The following is a 20,890-nucleotide window of genomic DNA, read 5'->3' on the forward strand; positions in this document are numbered from 1 at the left end:
AAGCTCTTCGCCATGATGCCCTGCTCGCCTGGGATGTTCGCTGCCTTAGCACTAGGCTCGCAAACACAAAGCACCAGGTCGGCGGATCGCCGGGTCTCCCCTAACCCGTTCTTCCCAGCGTCTTCCATACTGGGGAGTTCGATGAATACGCCGACGAGCGCAGACACCCTGGAAGTCCCGAGCACGAGCCTTGACTACGCACGTGCAGTGGTGCTTGTTGAGGGAATCAGCGACCAGCTAGCGCTGGAAGCGCTGGCAGAGCGCCGCGGTCGGAATCTTGAGGCTGAGGGCATATCCATTGTGCCGATTGGGGGTGCCACGACCATCGGGCGCTTCCTGGATCTGTTCGGCCCCCGAGGGTTGCACCTCAGGCTGGCGGGCCTCTGTGACGCCGGGGAGGAGGGCGCCTTCAAGCGCGGCCTCGAGCGGGCCGGCCTCGGCGCCAACCTCAGTCGGGCCGAGATGGAATCACTTGGCTTCTATGTGTGCGTCGCAGATCTGGAGGATGAGCTCATTCGCTCCCTCGGCGCCGGCGCGGTGGAGCAGGCCATCGACGCCCAGGGGGACCTTGAATCATTCCGCACCTTCCAGAAGCAGCCTGCGTGGCGAGGACGGACCAATGAGGAGCAGCTTCGCCGCTTCATGGGCACGCGCGGCGGCCGGAAGATCCGATCCGCGGCCTTGCTCGTCGACGCGCTCGATCTCGCCCGAGTGCCCCGGCCGCTGGATCGCGTACTTGCTCACGTCTGACATCAACGAACGTGCCGGCCCGCAGACCTTGCTGTATTCAGCCCATGCTGCGCCGACTGCGCAGTGGTTCAGACGCTGGGAGAGGGCCGGAGGGGCGTCGCTCCTGCCGGCAAGACATCCAAATTGATGGTGCTCCTTTTTCCGCCGTCCCAGGAAACACTGAACGACCAGCAGCCTGGCGTTGGTACGTCCACTATCGTCGGCACTTGATTGCCGTTGGTGGCACCTCCGAGGACTTCCACCACCGGTCCGGAGCGACCCAGCGGGCGCCCCTCGATTCTCTCCGGAGGTGCACTCCTGGCCACCCAGAGGATCTTGTTTGACGTGCCGTCAGGTCGATGACCCTGGGCAACCAGCTGACCAGCGAAGACATAGGCCAGGGCGTCACCAGGCTTACCCAGAGCCCAGGGAACTCGCCAGGGGCTTCCCGGTTGCGCCGTGAAGCCAGCCTGGGCCCAGTCGGGGGGCGCCCCCCTGGCAATCACCTGGGTGCCGGCACACCCACCCGAGATCTCCTGGGCAGGCAGGGACGCGATCGGTGAGGTCTGCCGTGCGATCGTGCCGTTGGTGCAGCCAGTGACTATCACGACTATCCCAGTGATGGCGACGCGCCACAGTTTCTGCCGCAAGAGCAAACCCCTTAGCTAGACACACTACTCACAAGCGCTACGCTGCGGCCGTGTTCACAGCCGAAGGTCGCGAGCCCTGGCCTGCAGTCGCCTCGGACTCGAGGCGTTCTTCGGCAGAGAGCTCGACCGTCTTCCAGCCGAGGTCACGGCCCCGCTCCAAGGAGCTCTTGTGAAGTCGGTCGAGGCCAGCGAGCTGCTACGAGCACTCGCTGCGGCGATCCAGTGTCTGCTGGTCGAGATCCGCCAGGCCGAGCCTGGCCTGGCTGTGAGGCTCGAGCGGGTGCTCAGGGAGGTAGACAAGTGATCGATCCCGACGCTTGGGTGGCACCGACAGCAGTTCTCAGCGGCGAGTCACGATATGAGCCCACTCCCGTGTCCTCCATGCCGCGGTGCTCACCGCCGGTGGCGGGCCGGTCACCATTGGCGAGCACTGCGTGATATGGAGGGCGCGGTCGTGCGCGGCACTCGGGGCCACCCGATCGCGGTCGGCAATCATGTGCTGGTCGGTCCCCCCGCCTACCTCACCGGCTGCAGCGACGAAGACGATGTATCCATAGCGACCGGAGGGATGGTCTTCAACGGGGCGGTGATGGGCCGCGCCAGCAGCGTCGCCCTCGGCGGCGCTGTCCACATAGGCTGCGTGGTCGCACCCGGCGAGCGGATTCCTATCGGATGGATAGCAGTCGGTAACCCGGCGGCGCCTCCACCCGCCCACGGATGTCGAATCGATTCGGGCGGGGATAGCCGAAGTGGGCGGCTTTCTTCCCTACGTGTTCGGTGTCGATCCCGAGGCCGAGCGCAGTGATCAGATGCGGGAGGCCATGGAGAAGTACAGGAGGGCGCTGAAACGGCTCTACGAATGATCGGTGAACGCGGTCTCACCTTTACTGACCCTCCACCGAAGGAACCCCCCACCCGGGGGATGTGCCGAGAGCGTATTTGAAGGTCTTGAGAGCAGTCAATAGAGCCTGTTAAGAGGCCGGGCAGGTAGACGTCCTGACCTGACCCGACCGCAGCTCTGACAATGGAGACCGGGGGCTGGCTGAAACGATGGAGCAGGGCAGCGAGCAGGAGAGCGGAGCGGTTTCGAACTCAGCCGTCGGGCGGCTGACCGTGGCCGTGGCGGAGGCGCAGGGAGCCCGCGGCAGCATGGAGGACCGCCACCAGCTGCGCCTCACCAGCGATGGCGCCTGGGGAGCCATTTTCGACGGTCACGGCGGCGCTCGAGCGGCCGAGCTGGCGGCCGCCGAAGCTGCTCAGCTGTTGCCCAATCTTTCTCCCGGAGACGCTCTCCGCCGGCTGGCCGAGCTGACAGCCCAGGAGACCTCTGGCGCCTGCGCCGTGGCCTTCCGCCTGCAGGCCGACCGACTCGAGGTGGCCAACCTGGGCGACTGCGAGCTAGCACTGGTCCGGTCGGGCGGCATTGAAACCTTGACCAAGGTGCATCGCCTGAGCGACCGGGACGAACGGCAGCGGGTGCTGGCCGCAGGAGCGGCGATCGAGGGACCGTACGTGGTGGATCCCAGAACTGGCGACGGGGTGATGCCCACCAGGGTGCTCGGGGATCAGCCATATCACCACCTCGGCGTCAGCTCCGAGCCGGACGAGTGCGCCACGCAGTTCTCCGAAGGCTGGCTGATCGCCGCCTGCGACGGGCTCTGGGACGTGCTGGATCCGGCGGAGCTGCCGCCCCTGCTGAGGGGCAGCCCCGAGGATGCGGTCAGAGCGCTGCTGAAGCTGGCGTTGGATGAGCGGCGCAGCGGTGACAACGTGACAGTCATCGCGCTCCACAAGAAGCCGGCCGACCCAGCCGGCTGAGCGCCGGCCGCTCAGGCCGCGGGCGCCCCCTCCAGGTCCAGGCGGTCAAATGGAAAAGGTTCGGTCCTGGCCGGTGTGAGGAGGCGCCGGGTCGTCTCCAGACCCCAAGCATCGAGGTCAGCCAGGCGATCACTGGCCGAGCGCAGGCCGCCGAACTGCTCGATATGTGAGGCCCACTCCTCCCTCCCTTCCATGGCCGGTCGGGCGATCAGGCAGTCAGGGTCGTTCAGCCAGAGCCGCCCCTGCTGGAAGGCACGGGCACGTCCGGCGAGCATCGCCAAGCGGCGGGATGGCTGGGATAGGTCGGCTTCGTCGAGTACTTCCCAGAGAGCCACGTCAGGGCTCACGCGCATCGCATCGACCAAGCCGATGCTGGGCAGCAGGGGCGCCCCACAGCCCAGCAGAGTCGCCTCCGGCCCGACCGCTTCCCTGATCAGCCTCAGCCCTTCCCGGTAGGCCCCCACCTCACTGGCGTCCTGCCGCCGCCGGCCGGACAGCGCGCCGGCGTAGAGAAAGTCCAGCTTGAAATAGTCGAAGCCCCAGCCGCGGAACGTCGACACGACGTTCTGCAACCACTGCGCAGCCGCCGGATTGGTTACGTCAAGCGCATGCAGCTGCTGGCCCCAGTTGTGGCCGGCATCGGCGCCTGCCAGAAGCCAGTCCGGGTGCTCCTGCGCCAGCCGGCTCTCGGTGCCGGCGAGAAACGGTGCCAGCCAGATGCCCGCGCGCCGGCCGCTGGCGCGGATCCGGTCAGCGATCTCGGCCAAGGGTCGCTCAAAGCGGTTGGACGGCTCGAGCCAGTCGCCGACCTGCGCCTCAAAGCCGTCATCGATCTGAACCACCCCCACTGGAATCCCAAGGCGGTCCATGTCGGCAAGGTTCTCGAGCACATCCTCATCGCTGACTGCGAGGTAGTAGTGGTACCAGGAGCACCACACCGGCGGGATCTTTGGCAAAGGGCGGTCACGGAGGGCGGCCGCCTCTTCGGCCCAGGCCGCCAGCGCGGCCCCAAGATCGCTCGTGTGACTCTGTTCGCGGACGCAGCCGCCGTCACCAGTGGAGCTGATCAACAGCCGACCATCACGGACCTCCGCGCGCAACGACGGCACGCAGTCGGCCGGCTTGCGAGCGGAGAAGAGCCGCACCGGTTCACCCGCCCCTGGCAGCACCGCCAGCAGCCCTTCGCTCTGAAAGCCATGCTCTGGCAGGGGCAGGCCGGGCCGGTAGCCCATCGTATGTGCGCTGGCAGTGCGCGGGCGAGATGAGGTGCTGCGGGCAGGATGCAGGCCGGCGGGACTCCAGGATTGCCAGCCGTGCTCATAGACGAGCGTGTCCGGACGCAGTGGGATTTCGGCGATCGGGATGAAGGAGACTGGGTGCGGAGCCCTGGCGGCGGTCACCTGCCCCAGCCTAGCGAGACCGGCCGAGGGTGGCGCCCAAAGCGCGGCCAGTCCGAAGGCCGCAAGGGCCGCCCGGGCCAGGCGCAGCTCTACGATGTTGCCTCCGCGCGTAGCCGAACACCCGGTCGGCCTCCTGACCGAGGTGACCGCTCAGGACGAGATCAACTTAGCCGCGGCTTCATAAACGTGGTCCGCGACCAAGGCACCGTCCTCGGCCCACCAGCGGGGCTAGGCTCGTCGGCTCCCGCTCAGCTCCCGGTCTTTGATCCAGTTGTGAGCTGCCAGCTCCAGGCTGTCGTCGAGGGGATCCAGCTCCCGGTTCAAGGCGCGGCTCAGGATCAGGTCGGTCAGGTGGGGGTTCTTGGGCAGCAGGCTGCCGTGCAGGTAGGTGCCGAAGATGTTGCCGGAGACCGCGCCCTCGCTGCCGTCCTCGCCATTGTTGCCATTGCCTCGCCGGACCCGCCCCAGGGGCCTGACCCCCTCGCCGAGATAGGTGCGCCCGCTGTGGTTCTCGAAGCCTACGAGCGTGCGCGGCTGCAGCCCCAACCCAGGATCCGATTCGATTACGACATCACCTATGCACCGCTGGCCACCCGCCACAGTCCGGACATCCAGCAGCCCGATGCCGGGTAAGCGCTCCCCCTGAGCCGTCTGGTAGTAGTGGCCGAGCAGTTGATAGCCACCGCACACAGCGAGGAAGGCGGCTCCGCGCTGCATTGCGTTCGCCAAGCGGATGGCCTTCGTCTCCAGCAGGTCGTCGTAGACAAGTTCCTGTTCTTTGTCCTGACCCCCACCGAAGAAGAACACGTCAACAGCCTCGATGCCCTCGCTGGCGCCCTTGCCCAGCTCCAGCACCCGGACTTCCACGCCCCGCCAGCGGGCGCGCTGGACAAGCGTCTGGATGTTGCCGCGGTCGCCGTAGATGTTCATCAGATCGCTGTACAGCCAGCCGATCGTCAGCCTTTGGCCAGACGCGCTCACGTCCTCCAGTATGGCCGCAGCGAACCCCGCCTCACGAGCAGGGCGCGGACGTCCAGCATGGCTGTGTAGGTGCAGAGGATGAAGCCCTCCGCGCCGGCGGGTACGGCCTCCAGCAGCCGGTCGAGCGCGCGGTTGAGATCTACCTCAACCGTCGCCTTCAAGCCCGCATACTTGAGCCGCAGCGCCAGGTCGTAGGCCCGCACCCCTGTCGCGATCAGCGTCTCGGCCGCGCAATCCCCGCCCAGCAGCTCAAAGTCCACGTCCCAGATCCAGGAAACATCGCGTCCGTCGGCAATGCGGTCGTTCAATCCCAGCAGGAAGTGTCGACCGCCGCCCAACCGCTCAGCCTCCCGCAGGATCTCGTTGAACCCAGCCGGATTCTTGGCCAGCATGAGCGTGAAGCGCCGGCCTTGGTGCAGGAAGCGCTCCTGGCGGCCGAAAGCGGCGGGAACCTCTCCCAGCCGCTCGACCATGTAGCCGGGCTTCAGGCCCAGCGCTGTGCCGGTGGCGAACGCTCCCAGGAGGTTGTAGGCGTTGTAAAGCCCACCCAGCGCCGCTCCGACCTGAACTCCACCGACCGTGAAGCGGACGCCGTCAAGACCATCCAGCTGAACGCTTGTAGCGCTGAGATCGCGCTCGGGGCGCCCGAAGTCTCCGGTTGGGCAGGTGTAATCACCGTCGTGGCCGACGTAGACCTGCCGAAAGTCCAGGCGCGAGCCGCAGCGGGGACAGGTGCGGGCGTCAGCCGCGTGGGGCAGCTCCGAGATCGCCACCGCGGGGTCGTCGAGCCCGTACCAGAGGATCTTGAGGCGCCCCCTTCGCTCCCCGAGCCGGTAGCCGATCTCCGCCGTGCGGGGGTCGTCGGCGTTGAGCACCGCGGTGGCGCCCTCCGGCAGCGCCTCGAGCCCGCGTTCGATCGTCAGCGCCAGCATCTCCAGCTCGCCGTAGCGGTCGAGCTGGTCCCGAAAGAGATTGCCGACCACGACGGCTCGGGGCTTGAGCTCCGCCACCGCGGAAGGCAGCGTTGCCTCATCGACTTCGAATACACCCCAGTCAGCTCTGAATCGCCCGGTAAGTCCAGCGCCGGCCAGCACCGCGGACGTGTGGCCGGTGACCAGGTTGGCGCCTGCCCGGTTGGCCACCACCCGCGCCGGCAGCCCCTGGAGCAGGCTGGCGATGAGCCGGGAGGTGGTCGTTTTGCCGTTGGTGCCGGTGATGAGGACGCTGCCCGCGGTGAGCCGCTCGGCCAACAAAGCCAGCGTTCGCGGCTCGATCCGGCTAGCGACGAGCCCTGGCAGCGTCGTGCCGCCGCCCTGGCCGACGAGCCGAGAAGCTGTACCCGCCGCCTTGCCGGCGAGCACGGCGGCCAGCAGGCGGGGCGGCGTCAATCCGGACCCCAAGCCGCGACCGGCACGGCCACGGCCGTCCAGCAGCGGAGGGGTTCGAGCAGTCGTCGCGCCTTCGCCAGGTCTGGGGCGACAGCGAAGAAGGCGGAGCCGCTGCCTGTCATCTGCCAGGCCGGCCCCAACTCCTCGGCAAAGGCGGCTAGGCGAGGCTCCACCATCAGGGCCGCCCGGCAGAGCTCGTTCTCGCCGTCGCCGCCGACCTTGTCCCAGGCCTGATAGACAGCGGCGGTGGAGACGCCGTAGCCGGGCCACGCGAGGGCGAAGCAGCCTGTGACCGGCTGAACCGGTTCCAGTCGTTCGCCTACACCGCCGGCCCGCGCGGCTCCGCCTCGGAGGAAAAAGGCCACGTCGGCGCCGACCGAAAGGGCGATCCGCTGGAGGGCCGTCCAACCCAGCCTCAGCTCATAGACGCGGTTGAGGGCGACGAGGGCTGCGGCTGCGTCGCTGCTGCCGCCACCCAGCCCGGAACCCGGCGGAATACGCTTGTGCAGGCTGAATCGGGCCGGCAGCTCGCGGCCTACATCCGACTCCAGGGCATGCAGGGCTTTGAGGACGAGGTCCTCCTCCGGGGGCTCCGGCACGCCCCCGCTGAGGCTGGATTCGGTGGCGGGCTCGACCATGATCAGATCGTGCAGGGATACAGCTTGAAAGCGGGTTGAGAGCTCATGCCTGCCGCCCAGGCGGCGGCCCCTGATGCGCAGGTCCAGGTTCAGCTTCGCGTGGGCAGGGAGCGCAAGGGCGCCGAGACTCAATCGCGCCCGGCCAGCGGCAGGAGTTCCTGCCGGAAGCGGCGGCCGTTCTCCTCGTAGTGCTCAGCGGCGTGTTGCGGCCAGTGCGCCGACGATCCAGAGAGCGGCTTCTTGACCTTGGCCGGTACACCTGCCGCCAGGTGGTCGGCGGGCACCGTCTCGCCCTCAGCGAGAAGGGAGCCAGCAGCGAGGAGTGCCCGAGCCCCCAGTCGAGTGCGCTGGAGCATGATCGCGCCTGTGCCCACCAGTGCGCCGTCCTCGATTACGCAGCCTTCCACGCAGGCGTTGTGACCCAGCGTCGCTCTCGCCCCGATCACTGTCGGCAGCCCCCTGGAGCAGTGGACCACTGCGTTGTCCTGGATGTTCGTGCCTTCGCCGATGGTGATGGTCGACTCGTCACCCCGGAGCACAGCGCCGAACCAGATGCTGGCGCCGGCGGCCACCTGAACATCGCCGATCAGAACTGCCGTCGGCGCGACGTAGGCTTCGGGATGCACCTCTGGTCGCTTCCCGCCCAATTCGAACTCAGGCATGGCCTATAATCCTATGCTCGTGCTGATGTCCACCACTCCTGTCCTGGTGCCCGCCTTCCATGGCTAACATCGCTTCCTCCAAGAAGGATGCTCGCCAGAGCGCCGTGCGCGCCATTCGCAACCGCGCCATCAAATCCTCGGTCAAGACGAAGGTCAGCAAGTTCCGCCGAGCCGCCGCCGACGGTGAGGCTCCCGAGGGACAGGACCTGGACAGCCTGGGCCTGACGGCACTGTCCGCTCTCGACCGCGCCGTGGCCAAAGGAGTTCTCCACCGCAACAATGCCGGCCGCCGCAAGGCCCGCTTGGTCAAGCGCCTCAACGCGCTGACCGCTGAAGCTCCGGCAGAGGCCGCCAGGCCGGCGCGGACCAGCTCGGCCCGGAAGGCAGCGAGCAAGCCGGCCCCGAGCAAGACCAGAACAGGAAAGTCCGCCCCCGCCGCCAAGCCGGGTGCCAAACCCGCAACCAAAGCGCCAGCCAAGAAGAAGTAGCGGCGGCGCGGCTGGGGCAGAGCAGCCGAATGAGCGCAAGGGTTTTTGCTTACAGCCTTGCCAGCGCGGTGCTCAGGCCCAACTCGGAATCGATCTGGCCTGACTTGACCTCCCACTCATAGTCGAGGAAGACGTGTAGCCCGTCTTCGAGCTGGGCCGCGCTGACCGACCGGGCGGCGTCGTAGGCCTTCTGCACGACGAAGGGATGGTCGCGCATTTCGGCCTGTACCTGACTCAGTGTCTCACCTCGGTCCTGGCGGGTCCGCACTTCTAGCACGAGTGCCAGGTGGCGGCTCAGCCGGTACGCGATGGTGGTCGCCGGCTCCCGCTGCAGCAGGTCGTCGAGCACCCGCCAGGCCACCGGGCTCGGCCGGGGCAGGAGCGTGTCAGTGAGCCGGAAGATCTCCTCCGGATGCCCGGGCACCACCAGCTCGTCGATGGCGGCTTGATCCAGCTCATAACCGCCGGCGCGATAGGCCGCCAGTTTGTGAAGTTCGGAATTGAGGACGGCCAGGTCAGGCCTTGCCCTTCGCGTTACTGTCGCGGCCGCCGCGGCGGGCAGATCCAGCTCGCGAGCGCGACGGGCCACCCATTCGCTGATCGCTCGCGCTTTGAGCGGCGGATATTCGCGCACCGCCCCTCCCGCGGCTACGACCGCCCGGGCCAGCTTGCTCGCCGCGGGCAGCCGACCGCTCACCGCCAGCAGGAGGCGCGTCGAATCGGGCACGGCACTCAGCCCAGAGGCGAGCCCGTCACCCCGGCGCGCGACGATGCCCCGCACGGCCACCACGCGATAGGGATCCAGGAACGGGGCCTGTAACACGCTGTCGCGCAGCCGATCGGCGTTGAGCCCGGCCGAATCGACCGCCTCGTAGCCGAAGTCGGAAACCAGCTCCCGCCGCCAGTCCGCCAGCGTTCGCCGCGCCTCCTCGTCGATGAGGAACTGCTCATCGCCGTGGAGCAGCAGGACGGAGACAGGGACGGCCATCTGGCTCGATCGTAGCGGCCCACAGGTAGACGCCGGCCTTCATAAGCTCACTGCGATGTCTCCCTCCTCGCTGGTTCTGTAGACGCCGGAGTGGGGCAGATCGCGGGCCAGTTGGCCACCGCCGTCCGACACGAGAAGGCGACTGGCGCGGGCGGCCATCAAGAGCTCGGGCGCGGGCGCGCTCCGACCGGCGTCAGGAAGCAGCAGTTCGGTGCAGCCGCCAAGTCGGGCCAGGCGCGCTGCCGCCGCCTGCTGGGAGTCCGTGTCCAGATCGGCCATGTCACAGAACGTGCTTCCGTGGCCGGCGCTGACCCTCAGGCCGAGCTGGACCGCGTCACCACCGACCTCGGGGCTCAAGATGTCAATCTGGAAGCCGGCCAGGTTCACCCGTTGGCCGGCCTGGACCTGCAGCACCTTAGCGCCACGAGCCAGCTGCGTCAACGCCACCCCGCGCCAGGCAGTGCCACCCTTGGCTCCGGCCGGCAACACCACCGTCGCCACGCTGCGGTCGAAGCCGGCCAACCCGCCGACATGGGCAGCGCCAGTTCCCGTGATGATCAGACCATCCAGCGCCCCGATCCAGGGCGGGAGCCGAGCTCCCAGCTGCGCGGCCAGGCGGGTGGGGCTGGAACCACCGTCGATCAGCACCCGGCCGCCCGAACCGCTGAGCAGTACTGCCTGGCCCTGACCCACCGCCAGCACGGTGGCCGAGGTGTCTGGTCGGGACCATTGGACCACCTCGCCGCCGGCAACCAGGAGCGGCAGCACGACGCCGGCGACCAGTGCGCCTCGGCGAGTGCGACCGCCGCTCCGCTGAGCCACCAGAGCCGCCCCGAGCGCCACGTAGTAGGCGACGCCGCCAAGCAGCGAGATGGCCGGAACAGGCACAGCCGCGGCCGGCACCCGAGCGAGGAGCCCGGCCACCTGATCCACGTAGGCCAGCAGCGCCGCCAAGGGCACGGCGGCCAGCTGACCGATGGGCGGGAAGGCAGAGAGGGGGGTGATCAGCAGGCCCGCCGCCACCAGCGCGGGGAGAAGTGGCAGGACAAGCGCGTTGGCGACTGGCGCCACCGGGCTCAGCAGGTGGAACCCGCTGGCCATGAACGGGGCCGTGCCGATCTGCGCCGCGGCGGTTACGGCGAAGGGCTCCCGCAGAACCCCAGGGAGCCAACGAAGCCTGGCCTCGAGGCCCGGTGTCAGCAGGATGATCGCGGCTGTACCTGCGAAGGACAGCTGGAACCCCACATCCCAGATGAGCTCCGGCTGCCAGCCGAGCATCGCGGCAGCCGCCGCTGCCAGCGAGGTCCAGACGTAGGTGGGGCGCCCGACCTGGGCGGCCACCAGGGCCAGAGCGCCCATTCCGGTCGCTCGGAGCGCTGCCGGCGTCGCGCCGCCGGCCAGGGCGTAGAGGGCGATGAGTACCAGCACAGGCACTACCGCCAGCCGGCCGAGCAGGGGAAACAGCGCGGCCCGAGCCAGTCGGGCAAAGATCGCCACCTTGAGCCCGCTCAGCACCAAGAGGTGCACCAGCCCTGTCGCGATCAGGTCCTGCTGCAGTTGGGCGGGGATGCCGGAACGAACGCCGAGGACCACCCCGACCAGGACCTGTGCGTGCGGCGCCGGCAGCAGCTCGGCGATCGCGGCTCGGTACCGCTCTCGCAGCCAGAGCGGTGCCGCCCTGATGCCGCCTGCGGCCTTCAGCACCCGCAGCTGCGCCGGCCGCAACTCGAACTGGATCCCCTTCAAGGCAAGCTCCGTCCGCCGGTCGAAGCCTGGCCTGTCGCGCGGCAGGGCCAACCTTCCACTGACCTCGACCTCGTCACCGGGAGCAGGCTCGACCTGCGACCGCACCTGAGCCAGCAGCCGGCTGTGGAGGCCAGTCAGCGCTCCGCTGCCGGTGGCGGCAAGTGGCTGTACCACCGCCTCGTAGCCCTGGGCTTGCGGCTTGGGATCGTCGGTCACGCTGCCTCGTACGGTCACCTGCTGCCCCGCCAGTCGGGCGACCTGAGTCGGATCGAGCGCCGCTGGCCCAGGCGCCAGTTCGACGCGCCCGATCCCGAGCAGCAGAAAGGCGAGGCCCAGCCCGTAGATCGCCGGCCGGACAGCGCTGCCGAGCGCTGCTGAAGCAGCGCCAAGGCAGAGCGCCAGCACTCCAAGCTCGAGGCGGAGCACACTGCTGACGCCCGCCAGCGCGATGCCGGCGCTCCAAGCCAGCAGGCAGACCAGACCGAGCGTCATAGGTGAAGGTGGGGCTTCGCCTGCTTGTACGCATCCTGGCTCATGCCCAACAGCGTCACCAGCTGCTTCAAATTGGTGAACGCGCCGTACTGATCGCGATAATTCACCACCGCCGCGGCAAGCTCCGGGCTGAAGCCGGGGACGGCTGTCAGCTCTTCAGCCGTGGCGTTATTGAGGTCGGCTTTCGTCACCGCACTGCTGGAGCTGGAGCCTGACCCGCCGGTTGAGCGGGAAGCGCTGCCCGTGCGGCCACTCGCGGTGGCGCCGCGAGCCGGAACCTTGACCTGCTGGCCGTCCTTCAACCGAGCGGCGAGGGGAGGCAGGCGCTCGGGATCGGCGTCGGCGGTCAGGCCGCCGGCTGCCGCGATCGCGGCGTACACGCGCTCGCCCTTGGCCACGCGATACAGTCCCGGCTTCTTCACAGCACCGCTCACCTGCACGAGCAACCCTGACGACTTGGGCACCGCCGCCGCCACATCCGCGGCGGCCGGCTGGCTCACCTGGGCGCCCGCGGAAGCCTGGCGACCGCTGAGGTAGAGCCCGGTCAAAAGTGCGGCGAGGGCCAGGACGGGCAGGATCAAAAGCAGGAGGTGGGGCCAACCCTGAACGAGGCGCGGGCGTCGGAACATGGCCTGAAGCTAGGTCCGGGACATAACGGGTGGGAACGTTGGTTGTGAAGCTCGCAGCCCGAGAGGCGCTGTAACCTGGCAAAAGTTCGAGTCCCTTTCATTGGGGGGTCGCCAAGTGGTAAGGCAGCGGACTTTGGATCCGCCACTCGAAGGTTCGAATCCTTCCCCCCCAGCTTCCTTGTCATTCTCGGTGCTGCCACGCCGCGCCGCTGACGGCCGAACCGAAACGCCGCGCCAAACTGACCAGCCTCGGCCACGAACCTCGAGGCTTTTGTGAAGTGTGGCTGCGTCCGGTTGGGTCGCCGGCGCGACTTCGGGCTCTGTCAGACTGGGCTTTGTAGTCGCTGACTCCTACTCGAACACCGTGGGTCGGTGGCGGGTACTACCCAAACCCTTAGGAGGAACCAGTCCCATGAGCGTGACCGACCTGTTGCTTCAGAACAATGAGAAGTACGTGTCCAGCTTCTCGAAGAGCGATCTCCCAGCACCGCCGGCAAAAAGGGTAGCGGTGGTCGCGTGCATGGACGCGCGGCTGGACGTTCACAAGATACTTGGCCTGGAGGAGGGCGACGCCCACGTGATCCGTAACGCGGGAGGCGTGGTGACGGAAGACGTGATCAGGTCGCTCGTCATCTCGCAGCGCCTGCTTGGCACCGAGGAGATAGTTCTGATCCACCACACAGGCTGCGGGATGCTGACCTTCAAGGACGACGAGGTTAAAGAGCAGATCGAGCGGGACACCGGAGTCAGGCCCGCCTTCGCGCTCGAAGCATTTTCGGGGCTGGAGGCCGACGTCCGTCAGAGCATCAACCGTGTCAAGGCGAGCCCTTTCGTCCCCCACAAGTCGAGCCTGCGAGGTTTTGTTTACGACGTGAAGACCGGCCGCCTGACTGAGGTAGAGGTTGCCGAGCCGGCTACGCGCTGATCTGGTGCTATGGATGGCCGACCCTGGCCGCGCTCGTCAGCGGCGTAGGGCGAAAAAGCTCTTCCCCTCGAGCCGACGGAGCCAGCTGAGCCGCTTCAGCTTCCTCAGCGCGCTGAGCGTCTTTAGCGCCGGTTCCATTCTGAGCATCGGCAGTGCGGGCTCGATCCTCAGCATCGGCAGCGCTGGATCCATTTTGAGCATCGGGAGCGCAGGGTCAATCCTGAGTATCGGCAGCGCTCGCTCGATCCTCGGGGTCGGAGCCCGCGGGCACTTTCCGCGTCGGCGTGGCTAAGCCGGCGGTTCGGCAGGCCGCGTCAGCTCCAGCACGGCCGCCAGGAAGCGAGCCTCAGGCATAGCCCCCACGAAGGCGCCTGCACCGTTGACCACTGTGCGCGGCACTGACTGCACGCCATGCCGCTGCGACAACTCGGGAAACTCGTTGGCTTCGACGGAGAGCGCGGTGACCAATGGGCTCGCCAGCGCCATCCGGTGGGCCAGGCTCACGGCCTGTGGACAGTGCGGTCAAGTGGGCGTCGCAAAGACCATTAGCTCGACTGGCTCGGTCAGCTCGCAGAGAGCGTCCACCGTCGCGTCGGCGAGACCATGTTCGCCGCGAGACACCCTCTCGATGGCGTCAACCACCGTGGCGAACTCGTAGCCCGCCGGCAGCCCCTGCCAGCCCAGCCGGCCGCCGCCCTCATTCGCCTCGCCGTTGGCCGCCGCGAGCGTCAGGCTGGGGACCGGCCGTTCGAGCTCCGTCCTCGCGCTGACGTCCACCACTTCGAGCTGGACCTGCTCGGGCGCCGCAGCTGCAAGGTCCTCCGCCAGCTCTCGGGCGTCGCCGCAGGTGGCGCAGCCGAGACCGCCAGGGAGGATCAGCCGGCCGCTGCCGGGGCGGGTGTAGAGCGTTAACTGAACTGGGTCGTGGAGCCGTTCAGTGAAGCGTCGTTTCAACTGCTCCTTCAGCTGCTCGTTCAGAATTGCCATCAGCGCTTCAGCGTTTCCTCGCGGAAATGCTCCCAAACCCTGCCGTTGCCGTTGCCGTGCCCGTTCCCGTCCAGCGAGGGCCGCAGGCCCCGTGGATCGGCCACCGAAACGGACGGCGCCGTCTCATAGCGGTGATGGCCGCGGCGCTTGATCCAGGAGTAGAGGATCGGCACGACCAGCAACGTTAGCGCTGTGGAGGAGATCAGGCCGCCCTCGACGACCACCGCCAAGGACTGGGAGATGAGCCCGCCGCCACCCTCGCTGGCGAAACCCGTGGCCACCGGCACGAGTGCCACGATCGTAGCCACGGCGGTCATCAGGATCGGTCGAATCCTGACCGAGCCGGCCAGCACAAGAGCCTCTGCCAGGCTCCTGCCGGCCCGGTTGCGCTCCACGAAGTCAATCAGAAGGATCGCGTTGGAGACGACTATGCCGAAGACCATGAGGACGCCCAGCAACGCTGGCAGACCCAGATTCTGGCGAGTGACATAAAGGGCGAGCAGGCCACCGATCAAGGCCAGCGGCATCGCGCCCAGGATCACGAATGGGGTCGCCACCGAACGGAAGAAGGTGACCAGGATGATGAACACGATCGCGATCGCCACGCCGATCGCTATGAACATCTGCTGGAAGCTGTCGTTGATGTCGTTCTGCGTGCCCCCGGTGCTGATGGAGACGCCCGCCGGCAGCTGCAGCGACTGAACGCTCTGGGTCGCCTTGGTCGAGGCGCCCTGCGTGTCCGCCGCCAGCACATCAGCGTTGACGGTGACCTGCTGGGTACCGTCAACGCGGGTCACTGTGGTGGGCGCATCGGTGCGGGTCACTGTGGCCACGTCCTTCAGCGTCGTGCCCGGGCCCAGAGGGAGGTCCGCCAGCTTGCCCGCCGCGACATAGCTGGGGTCGACCCGCAATGTAATAGGAGTGCCGCCGGTGCCGCCAGTGCCCAGCGTGCCCACGTCCTTGGGGTTCAACACGCCGGCGAGGGCGAAGGCCACGGTGCCGGGTGTGAGCCCCCGCTCGGCCGCCTTGTTCGGGTCAACCGACACGAGCGTCTCCGGCTGGCGGACAGCGAGATCCGACTTGACGTTGGCGAGATCCGAATTCTGGCTCAGCTTCGCCGCCACCTGATCGGAGGCGGCGCGCAGAGCGTTGGGATCGCGGCCGCTGAGGCTGACCGAGAAGGCGCTCGAAGGTGGCCCGAAGCTCTGCACGCCAATCGTGTTGTTGCCCTTCCCGTAGAGCTCGTCCAGTTTGGTTTGGAGGCGCTGCCTGACCTGATCGGCGCTCTTCTTGTTCTTGACTATCAGGTTGAACCGCGCGTCGTTCTCGCTGACCGAGCCTGTGTAGCCGCCAAAGTCAGAACTGGCGATGGTCACCTCGACGGTCTTTACGTCAGGGTCAGACTGGGCCGCGGCCTCGAACGCCTTGACCCGATCGCTGGTAGCCGAGCTGGTCGTGCCTGGGGGAAGCGAGATGTTGCCGGAAATGTAGGCGGAGCCGCCAAGGTCGAAAAAGTTCTTCGGCACTGCCAAATAGGTGAGCGCGAGCACGCCGGCCAGCGCCAGAGCGGCCACCCCAACGACCAGCGACTTCCGGTAGAAGCGGCGCAGCACCCAGGTCAGAACCGGGATGTAGGGCCGAGCCAGGCGGGAGACATGTTCCGGCGCCGCAGCCCGGGCATTGGCTGGCCTGCCGCCGGCTGGGACAGGCTCACGGCGCGCCTTGGCGGAGAGAATGAAGCTCACCAGCACCGGGATCAGCGTCAGCGCCACCAAGAGCGACGCCAACAGGGAGATGGTCACCGTCACCGAGAACGGCAGGAAGAAGCGGCTGATGATCCCGCCCACCACCCCGATGGGCAGGAACACCGCAACACTGGTCAGGGTGCTGGAGATTACGGCGGAGGAGACTTCCGTCGCCCCATGCAGGGCCGCATCTCTGGGACTTTCGCCCTGCTGCAGGTGGCGATAGCTGTTCTCCAGCACCACGATGGCGTCGTCGACGATCCGGCCGACCGCGATGGTGAGGCCGGCCAGCGTCAGAACGTTGAGCGAGAAGCCGCCGATGGAGGTGCCGAGCAGCGCCACCAGAACGCTGGTCGGCAGGGACACGGCCGTGACCAGAGTGGCCCGCAAGCTGCCGAGGAACAGGAAGATCACGAGAATCGCGAGACCGGCGCCGATCAGGCCCTCGTGGACCAGGTCGTTGAGGGAGGCCTTGATGTCGACGGCGGAGTCGGTGCTGAGCTGCAGGTCGTCGTGTGAATCGAGCTTCAGCTTGGCGACCCGCTGGCGGACGTCATCGGAGAGCGTCACCGCGTTGCCGTTGCTGGCCCGGATCACCTGGATCTGGAGCGAGGCGAGACCATTCGTGCGCGAGATGCCGTTGGCCTGCTGATTGTCCATCTCCACCTTGGCCACGTCTCCCAAGCGCACAGCCGGCGGAGGCGCCGCCGGCGCGGGGCTCGGGCTGGGTCGCGCAGCGGTGGGACGGCTCGGGCTCGGGCTGCTCGCCGGCGGCGCCGCGGCCTGGCCGGCGCCAGGCTGGCCGGCAGCGCCTTGGCCGCCGGCCGTCTGCGCAGCGCTGGCGACGACCACCAGGTTCTTCAGATCATCGATGGTCCGCAGCGAGCTTGAGGCCTGGACGGGCAGGGTCTTGTCAGCATCGAGAGTGGTGCCCGCAGGAAGATCGACGTTGGCGCCGCTCAGCGCCTGCTGGACCTGCTGCAGGGAGAGGCCTTTGTCGGCCAGCTTGGCGCCGTCGAGTGTGATCAAGACGCGCTCCGTGGCCCCACCGGAGACCTTCACCTGAGCTGAGCCGGTGGCGCCGGTCAGGGCGGGGGCAATGACGTCGTTCGCCTCTCGGGTTGCCCTGACCAGGTCACCATCCTTGGCCGCGAGGGTGTAGGTCATGCTCGGGATCGCGTTGAAGCTGAATGTCTGGACCAGGGGCTTGCCGACTCCGCTGGGCAGCTGCACCTGGTTCAGGCGCTGATTCGTGTTGTCCTGGTCCTCCTTCAGGCTGGAGTCGAGGTCGAAGGTCAGGATCACTGTGCTGAAGCCCTGCGACGCGACGGTCTGCACGTGCTTCAGGCGAGGCAGGCCGGTCAGGCCGTCAGAAAGAGGCCTGGAGACGTCACGGTCCACCTGCTCCGGTCCTGCGCCTGGGTCCTGGACCAGGATGAAGACGGAGGGAAACTCAACCGAGGGCAGCAGCTCCTGGTTCAGTTTGAACGTGCTGAACACCCCCGCGCCCATCAGCACCAGGCTGAAGAGCACAACCACCGGACGGTTGTTCAAACACCAACTGACGATCGAATGCATTCAGTTCTCCAAGACGTTCTGGCCGGGCGGGCCAAGCTCTCGCTACCGGGCAGGCTCCCCACCTATTCCGGCACCACCAGCCTCTTCGAGTATGACGAACGGGGCCTCGTCAGGCGCGGTTGAGCGGCGCTGCCTGCTCCGACGGTGATCCGACTGGTGGCGGCGATGGCTGCGGCGCAACTGAGGAAAGGGCTCGCGGCGCACGTCCAGCGCCCAAACGGCTTCGAAGCCCAGGAGTTCTGCCCGGGCCACGAGGCGGCCCGTCGCGGCGGGGGATGGCTGCACCTGGCAGGGCAATGCCGATCGGCTTCACCTCAGCTCAGCTGCCCTCGGGCGGTTGGCATCAACCCTGCGGTCGGTTCGCCACTCCCGGGCGCCGCGGTGCAAGTGCCTGCATCCTCCCAGCGGAACTCCCCCGCGCGCGCGTCACTACACAGACCCCTCCAACCAAACCCCCCACCCATTTGGGGGCTTCAGAGTGCGACGGTTGAAGCGTATTCGGACCGACCGGACGCCGGTCAAGCCTGGTTGTTAAGGCGCTGAGGGAAACCAGTTGGCGGTTGAGCCGGCGCTGGAGCAGACCCGTCAGGGCACGAGATTGATCAGCCGGCCGGGCACGTAGACCACCCGCTGAGGCGGGCGGTCGGCCAGCGCTCGGACGACTGCCGGGCTGGCCAGTGCCTGCTTCAGCGCCGCAGACTCGGACAACTCGGGTGGGACCCGGAGGACGTCGCGCCGTTTGCCACCCACCTGGACCACCAGGTCAACCTGCGACTCACTGGCCGCCACCGGATCAAAGACCGGCCAGCTCGCGTCTGCGCAGAGACCCTCGCCGATCTCGCTCCACACCTCCTCGGTGATGTGCGGGGCCATGGGATGAAGGAGCAGGGTCAGGCTCCGCACCGATTCTTCCCACGCCATCCCCCGCTCCCCACCGGCGGCCAGGTGCTCGTGCATGGCGTTGCTCAGCTCCATCAGCGCCGCGACGGCTGTGTTGAAGTGGAACCCTTGGTAGTCATCAGTCACCTTGCGGATCGTTTGGTGGACCTTGCGACGGAGGGCTGTCGCGTCCGCTCCGGCACTGGTGACCACGATGGTTTCCGGCGCCAGCGCCAGCCGCCAATAGCGGTGCAGGAACCGCGTGCAGCCTGTGATGCCCTGGTCAGACCATTCCACGTCGTCCTCGGGCGGTCCGATGAACATTTCGTAGACCCGGCCCGCGTCGGCGCCCTGGGCTTGGACAAGCTCCTCGGGCGATACTCCGTTGCCCTTGGACTTCGCCATCACGGCGCCGAACCGAGTCACCATGCCCTGCGTGAACAGCCGCTTGAATGGCTCAGGCTCGGCCAGGAGGCGCGCATCCTGGAGGACTTTCTGGAAGAAGCGGGAGTACAGCAGGTGCAGGATCGCATGCTCTACGCCGCCCGTGTACTGGTCGACAGGCATCCAGTGATTTGCCAGCTCTGGATCGAACGGCCGCTCCCCATTCTGCGCGTCAGTGAAGCGGAGGAAATACCAGGAGGAGTCCATGAACGTGTCCATCGTGTCGGTCTCCCGGCGAGCGTCGCCGCCACAGACGGGACACTTCGTCTCATACCACTCAGGCTGCTCCGAAAGCCGCGCGTACCGGTCGGGGAGGGTGACGGGCAGCTGATCCAGCGGCACGGGTACGAGTCCGCAGGCCGGGCAGTGGACGATCGGGATGGGCGCCCCCCAGTAGCGCTGCCGTGAGATGAGCCAGTCGCGCAGACGGTACCGCTTGGCTCGGTGTCCCGTTCCCTGTGACTCAAGCTCAGCCGCTATGCGTTCGAACGCTTCGGCGCAGGAGAGCCCGGTCAGCCCGCCACTGTTGACCAAGACCCCCTCCTTGCTTACGAACGCGCGGTCCTCAGCGATCCGTTCCCCACCGCTGGGTGCGATCACCTGCCGAATAGGCAGACCGAAACGACGGGCGAACTCGAAGTCACGCTCATCGTGCGCCGGCACCGCCATGATGGCGCCGGTGCCGTAGCTGCCCAGGACGTAATCGGCTACCCAGATCGGGATCCTCTCCCCGGTCATCGGGTTGATGGCGTGAGCGCCGGTGGCAACCCCTGTCTTGCCGCCCTCGGTTGAGAGCCGCTGGATATCGGTCTGGTGCAGGGCAGTCTCGACGTAAGCCTGAACCTCGGCCCGCTGACGTTCGGTGGTCAAACTTGGCAGCAGCGGATGCTCGGGAGCCAGCACCATGAAGGTCGCGCCGTGGATCGTGTCCGGCCGGGTCGTGTAGACGCGGACGGCCTCGGAGCAGCTCTCCAGCGGGAAGTCCACCTCGACGCCATGGCTGCGCCCAATCCAGTTGCGCTGCATCGTCAGCACCCGCTCCGGCCACTCTGGCAGCAGGTCCAGGTCGTCGAGCAGCCGATCTGCGTAGTCGGTGATGCGGAAGAACCACTGCTCCAGGTAGCGCTTTTCGACCAGCACGTCCTCGTGCCGCCAGCAGTGGCCATTGATCACCTGCTCATTGGCCAGAACCGTCTCGTCAACTGGACACCAGTTGACGGGGGCCAGCGCGCGATAGGCGAGTCCGCGCTCGAAGAAGAGCAGGAATAGCCACTGCGTCCAGCGGTAGTAGTCGGGAGCGCAGGCAGTTACCTCTCGGTCCCAGTCATAGAGGATGCCTATCATCTCCAGCTGGCGGCGAAAGCTCTGGATATTGGCCAGAGTCCACTCGCGCGGATGCAGGTTGCCGCGCTTTTTCGCGGCGTTCTCAGCGGGCAAGCCAAAGGCATCCCAGCCGAAAGGGTTCAGGACTTCGAAGCCGCACATCCGCTTGAAGCGCGCGATGAGGTCTCCGATGACGTAGTTGCGCATGTGGCCGACTGTCGGGTCCCCGGACGGATACGGAAACATCACAAGGTTGTAGAACTTGGGCCGCTCCGAGGCGTCAGCCGCTTTCATGATCCCGCGCTCGACCCAGGTCCGCTGCCACTTGGGCTCGATTTCCTGCGGCACGTAAGTGCGCCGCCGCGTAACCGCCATGGCCACTCATGTTAGCTTCGGCCTA

18 protein-coding genes, 1 tRNA gene and 1 pseudogene are annotated in these 20,890 nt (G+C 67.3%); 7 read left to right on the forward strand and 13 right to left on the reverse strand.

The window, feature by feature from the left end:
* Positions 1-141: 141 nt before the first annotated feature.
* The gene (locus ACR2MZ_RS10385) at positions 142-750 is read left to right on the forward strand and encodes a TOPRIM nucleotidyl transferase/hydrolase domain-containing protein (protein WP_434004976.1); all 609 of its coding nucleotides are present in this window, start codon (positions 142-144) and stop codon (positions 748-750) included.
* Between the two features lie 68 nt (positions 751-818).
* Here ACR2MZ_RS10385 and ACR2MZ_RS10390 read toward each other — a convergent pair whose 3' ends face one another.
* Positions 819-1,379 (reverse strand): hypothetical protein, encoded by a 561-nt coding sequence (locus ACR2MZ_RS10390; protein WP_434004977.1) that lies wholly within the window; start codon positions 1,377-1,379, stop codon positions 819-821.
* Positions 1,380-1,548: 169 nt separating this feature from the next.
* Here ACR2MZ_RS10390 and ACR2MZ_RS10395 point away from each other — a divergent pair, with 169 nt between their 5' ends.
* Together ACR2MZ_RS10395 and ACR2MZ_RS10400 are read left to right on the forward strand one after the other, a co-directional pair.
* The gene (locus tag ACR2MZ_RS10395) at positions 1,549-1,683 is read left to right on the forward strand and encodes a hypothetical protein (protein ID WP_434004978.1); all 135 of its coding nucleotides are present in this window, start codon (positions 1,549-1,551) and stop codon (positions 1,681-1,683) included.
* A gap of 746 nt (positions 1,684-2,429) precedes the next feature.
* Entirely contained in the window at positions 2,430-3,197 is a 768-nt protein-coding gene (locus ACR2MZ_RS10400; RefSeq protein WP_434004979.1) for a PP2C family serine/threonine-protein phosphatase, read from the forward strand.
* 11 nt (positions 3,198-3,208) lie between these two features.
* Here the strand turns inward: ACR2MZ_RS10400 and ACR2MZ_RS10405 are convergent, their stop codons facing one another.
* From ACR2MZ_RS10405 to ACR2MZ_RS10425, 5 genes are all read right to left on the reverse strand, one after another.
* Positions 3,209-4,597, reverse strand: a complete 1,389-nt coding sequence (locus tag ACR2MZ_RS10405) for a glycoside hydrolase family 36 protein (RefSeq protein WP_434004980.1) — start codon at positions 4,595-4,597, stop codon at positions 3,209-3,211.
* Between the two features lie 228 nt (positions 4,598-4,825).
* Positions 4,826-5,578 carry a type 1 glutamine amidotransferase gene (locus tag ACR2MZ_RS10410; RefSeq protein WP_434004981.1) on the reverse strand — a complete coding sequence of 251 codons (753 nt, stop codon included), beginning with the start codon at positions 5,576-5,578 and terminating at the stop codon, positions 4,826-4,828.
* Positions 5,575-6,978: a Mur ligase family protein gene (locus ACR2MZ_RS10415; protein WP_434004982.1), complete on the reverse strand. Its 1,404-nt coding sequence runs from the start codon at positions 6,976-6,978 to the stop codon at positions 5,575-5,577. The genes ACR2MZ_RS10410 and ACR2MZ_RS10415 overlap by 4 nt, the downstream gene beginning before the upstream one ends.
* On the reverse strand, positions 6,963-7,736 hold the full coding sequence (gene ispE, locus ACR2MZ_RS10420) for a 4-(cytidine 5'-diphospho)-2-C-methyl-D-erythritol kinase (RefSeq protein WP_434004983.1): 774 nt from the start codon (positions 7,734-7,736) through the stop codon (positions 6,963-6,965). The genes ACR2MZ_RS10415 and ispE overlap by 16 nt, the downstream gene beginning before the upstream one ends.
* On the reverse strand, positions 7,733-8,266 hold the full coding sequence (locus tag ACR2MZ_RS10425; RefSeq protein ID WP_434004984.1) for a gamma carbonic anhydrase family protein: 534 nt from the start codon (positions 8,264-8,266) through the stop codon (positions 7,733-7,735). Before ACR2MZ_RS10425 ends, ispE begins: the two co-directional genes overlap by 4 nt.
* 59 nt (positions 8,267-8,325) lie before the next feature.
* Between ACR2MZ_RS10425 and rpsT the strand changes: the two genes are divergently transcribed.
* Positions 8,326-8,754: a 30S ribosomal protein S20 gene (gene rpsT / locus ACR2MZ_RS10430; protein ID WP_434004985.1), complete on the forward strand. Its 429-nt coding sequence runs from the start codon at positions 8,326-8,328 to the stop codon at positions 8,752-8,754.
* Positions 8,755-8,803: 49 nt separating this feature from the next.
* On the opposite strand, the gene holA is transcribed toward rpsT, so the two are convergent.
* The 3 genes from holA to ACR2MZ_RS10445 are packed head-to-tail and all read right to left on the reverse strand — an operon-like array spanning position 8,804 to position 12,609.
* Complete coding sequence (holA, locus tag ACR2MZ_RS10435; protein ID WP_434004986.1) at positions 8,804-9,742, reverse strand: DNA polymerase III subunit delta; 939 nt, start codon at positions 9,740-9,742, stop codon at positions 8,804-8,806.
* A 39-nt stretch (positions 9,743-9,781) separates the two neighbouring features.
* Positions 9,782-11,980: a ComEC/Rec2 family competence protein gene (locus ACR2MZ_RS10440; protein WP_434004987.1), complete on the reverse strand. Its 2,199-nt coding sequence runs from the start codon at positions 11,978-11,980 to the stop codon at positions 9,782-9,784.
* Positions 11,977-12,609 (reverse strand): helix-hairpin-helix domain-containing protein, encoded by a 633-nt coding sequence (locus tag ACR2MZ_RS10445; RefSeq protein ID WP_434004988.1) that lies wholly within the window; start codon positions 12,607-12,609, stop codon positions 11,977-11,979. The genes ACR2MZ_RS10440 and ACR2MZ_RS10445 overlap by 4 nt, the downstream gene beginning before the upstream one ends.
* A 101-nt stretch (positions 12,610-12,710) precedes the next feature.
* Between ACR2MZ_RS10445 and ACR2MZ_RS10450 the strand changes: the two genes are divergently transcribed.
* Positions 12,711-12,782, forward strand: a tRNA-Gln gene (locus ACR2MZ_RS10450).
* 239 nt (positions 12,783-13,021) lie between these two features.
* Positions 13,022-13,534: a beta-class carbonic anhydrase gene (locus tag ACR2MZ_RS10455; protein ID WP_434004989.1), complete on the forward strand. Its 513-nt coding sequence runs from the start codon at positions 13,022-13,024 to the stop codon at positions 13,532-13,534.
* Between the two features lie 288 nt (positions 13,535-13,822).
* On the opposite strand, the pseudogene ACR2MZ_RS10460 reads toward ACR2MZ_RS10455, so the two are convergent.
* The 3 genes and pseudogenes from ACR2MZ_RS10460 to ACR2MZ_RS10470 form a co-directional block, all read right to left on the reverse strand.
* Positions 13,823-14,044 (reverse strand): annotated as a pseudogene (locus ACR2MZ_RS10460) (thioredoxin family protein); the annotation flags it as partial.
* A 12-nt stretch (positions 14,045-14,056) separates the two neighbouring features.
* On the reverse strand, positions 14,057-14,521 hold the full coding sequence (locus ACR2MZ_RS10465) for a hypothetical protein (RefSeq protein WP_434004990.1): 465 nt from the start codon (positions 14,519-14,521) through the stop codon (positions 14,057-14,059).
* Entirely contained in the window at positions 14,521-17,844 is a 3,324-nt protein-coding gene (locus ACR2MZ_RS10470; protein WP_434004991.1) for an efflux RND transporter permease subunit, read from the reverse strand. The genes ACR2MZ_RS10465 and ACR2MZ_RS10470 overlap by 1 nt, the downstream gene beginning before the upstream one ends.
* Between ACR2MZ_RS10470 and ACR2MZ_RS10475 the strand changes: the two genes are divergently transcribed.
* Complete coding sequence (locus ACR2MZ_RS10475) at positions 17,839-17,967, forward strand: hypothetical protein (protein WP_434004992.1); 129 nt, start codon at positions 17,839-17,841, stop codon at positions 17,965-17,967. The two genes, ACR2MZ_RS10470 and ACR2MZ_RS10475, sit on opposite strands and share 6 nt — an antisense overlap.
* 462 nt (positions 17,968-18,429) lie before the next feature.
* Here ACR2MZ_RS10475 and leuS read toward each other — a convergent pair whose 3' ends face one another.
* Positions 18,430-20,865: a leucine--tRNA ligase gene (leuS, locus tag ACR2MZ_RS10480; RefSeq protein WP_434004993.1), complete on the reverse strand. Its 2,436-nt coding sequence runs from the start codon at positions 20,863-20,865 to the stop codon at positions 18,430-18,432.
* Positions 20,866-20,890: the final 25 nt, after the last annotated feature.

It is taken from the genome of Candidatus Dormiibacter sp. (genome assembly GCF_050999135.1).
GTDB lineage: Bacteria > Chloroflexota > Dormibacteria > Dormibacterales > Dormibacteraceae > Dormiibacter > Dormiibacter spiritus.

Excerpts from the sequence above, each read along its gene's own strand:
- ACR2MZ_RS10385 (WP_434004976.1), top strand. The coding sequence starts at position 142 with ATGAATACGCCGACGAGCGCAGACACCCTGGAAGTCCCGAGCACGAGC.
- ACR2MZ_RS10400 (WP_434004979.1), top strand. The coding sequence starts at position 2,430 with ATGGAGCAGGGCAGCGAGCAGGAGAGCGGAGCGGTTTCGAACTCAGCC.
- ACR2MZ_RS10425 (WP_434004984.1), bottom strand. The coding sequence starts at position 8,266 with ATGCCTGAGTTCGAATTGGGCGGGAAGCGACCAGAGGTGCATCCCGAA.
- rpsT (WP_434004985.1), top strand. The coding sequence starts at position 8,326 with ATGGCTAACATCGCTTCCTCCAAGAAGGATGCTCGCCAGAGCGCCGTG.
- holA (WP_434004986.1), bottom strand. The coding sequence starts at position 9,742 with ATGGCCGTCCCTGTCTCCGTCCTGCTGCTCCACGGCGATGAGCAGTTC.
- ACR2MZ_RS10440 (WP_434004987.1), bottom strand. The coding sequence starts at position 11,980 with ATGACGCTCGGTCTGGTCTGCCTGCTGGCTTGGAGCGCCGGCATCGCG.
- ACR2MZ_RS10445 (WP_434004988.1), bottom strand. The coding sequence starts at position 12,609 with ATGTTCCGACGCCCGCGCCTCGTTCAGGGTTGGCCCCACCTCCTGCTT.
- ACR2MZ_RS10455 (WP_434004989.1), top strand. The coding sequence starts at position 13,022 with ATGAGCGTGACCGACCTGTTGCTTCAGAACAATGAGAAGTACGTGTCC.
- ACR2MZ_RS10465 (WP_434004990.1), bottom strand. The coding sequence starts at position 14,521 with ATGGCAATTCTGAACGAGCAGCTGAAGGAGCAGTTGAAACGACGCTTC.
- ACR2MZ_RS10475 (WP_434004992.1), top strand. The coding sequence starts at position 17,839 with ATGCATTCAGTTCTCCAAGACGTTCTGGCCGGGCGGGCCAAGCTCTCG.
- ACR2MZ_RS10470 (WP_434004991.1), bottom strand. The coding sequence starts at position 17,844 with ATGCATTCGATCGTCAGTTGGTGTTTGAACAACCGTCCGGTGGTTGTG.
- leuS (WP_434004993.1), bottom strand. The coding sequence starts at position 20,865 with ATGGCGGTTACGCGGCGGCGCACTTACGTGCCGCAGGAAATCGAGCCC.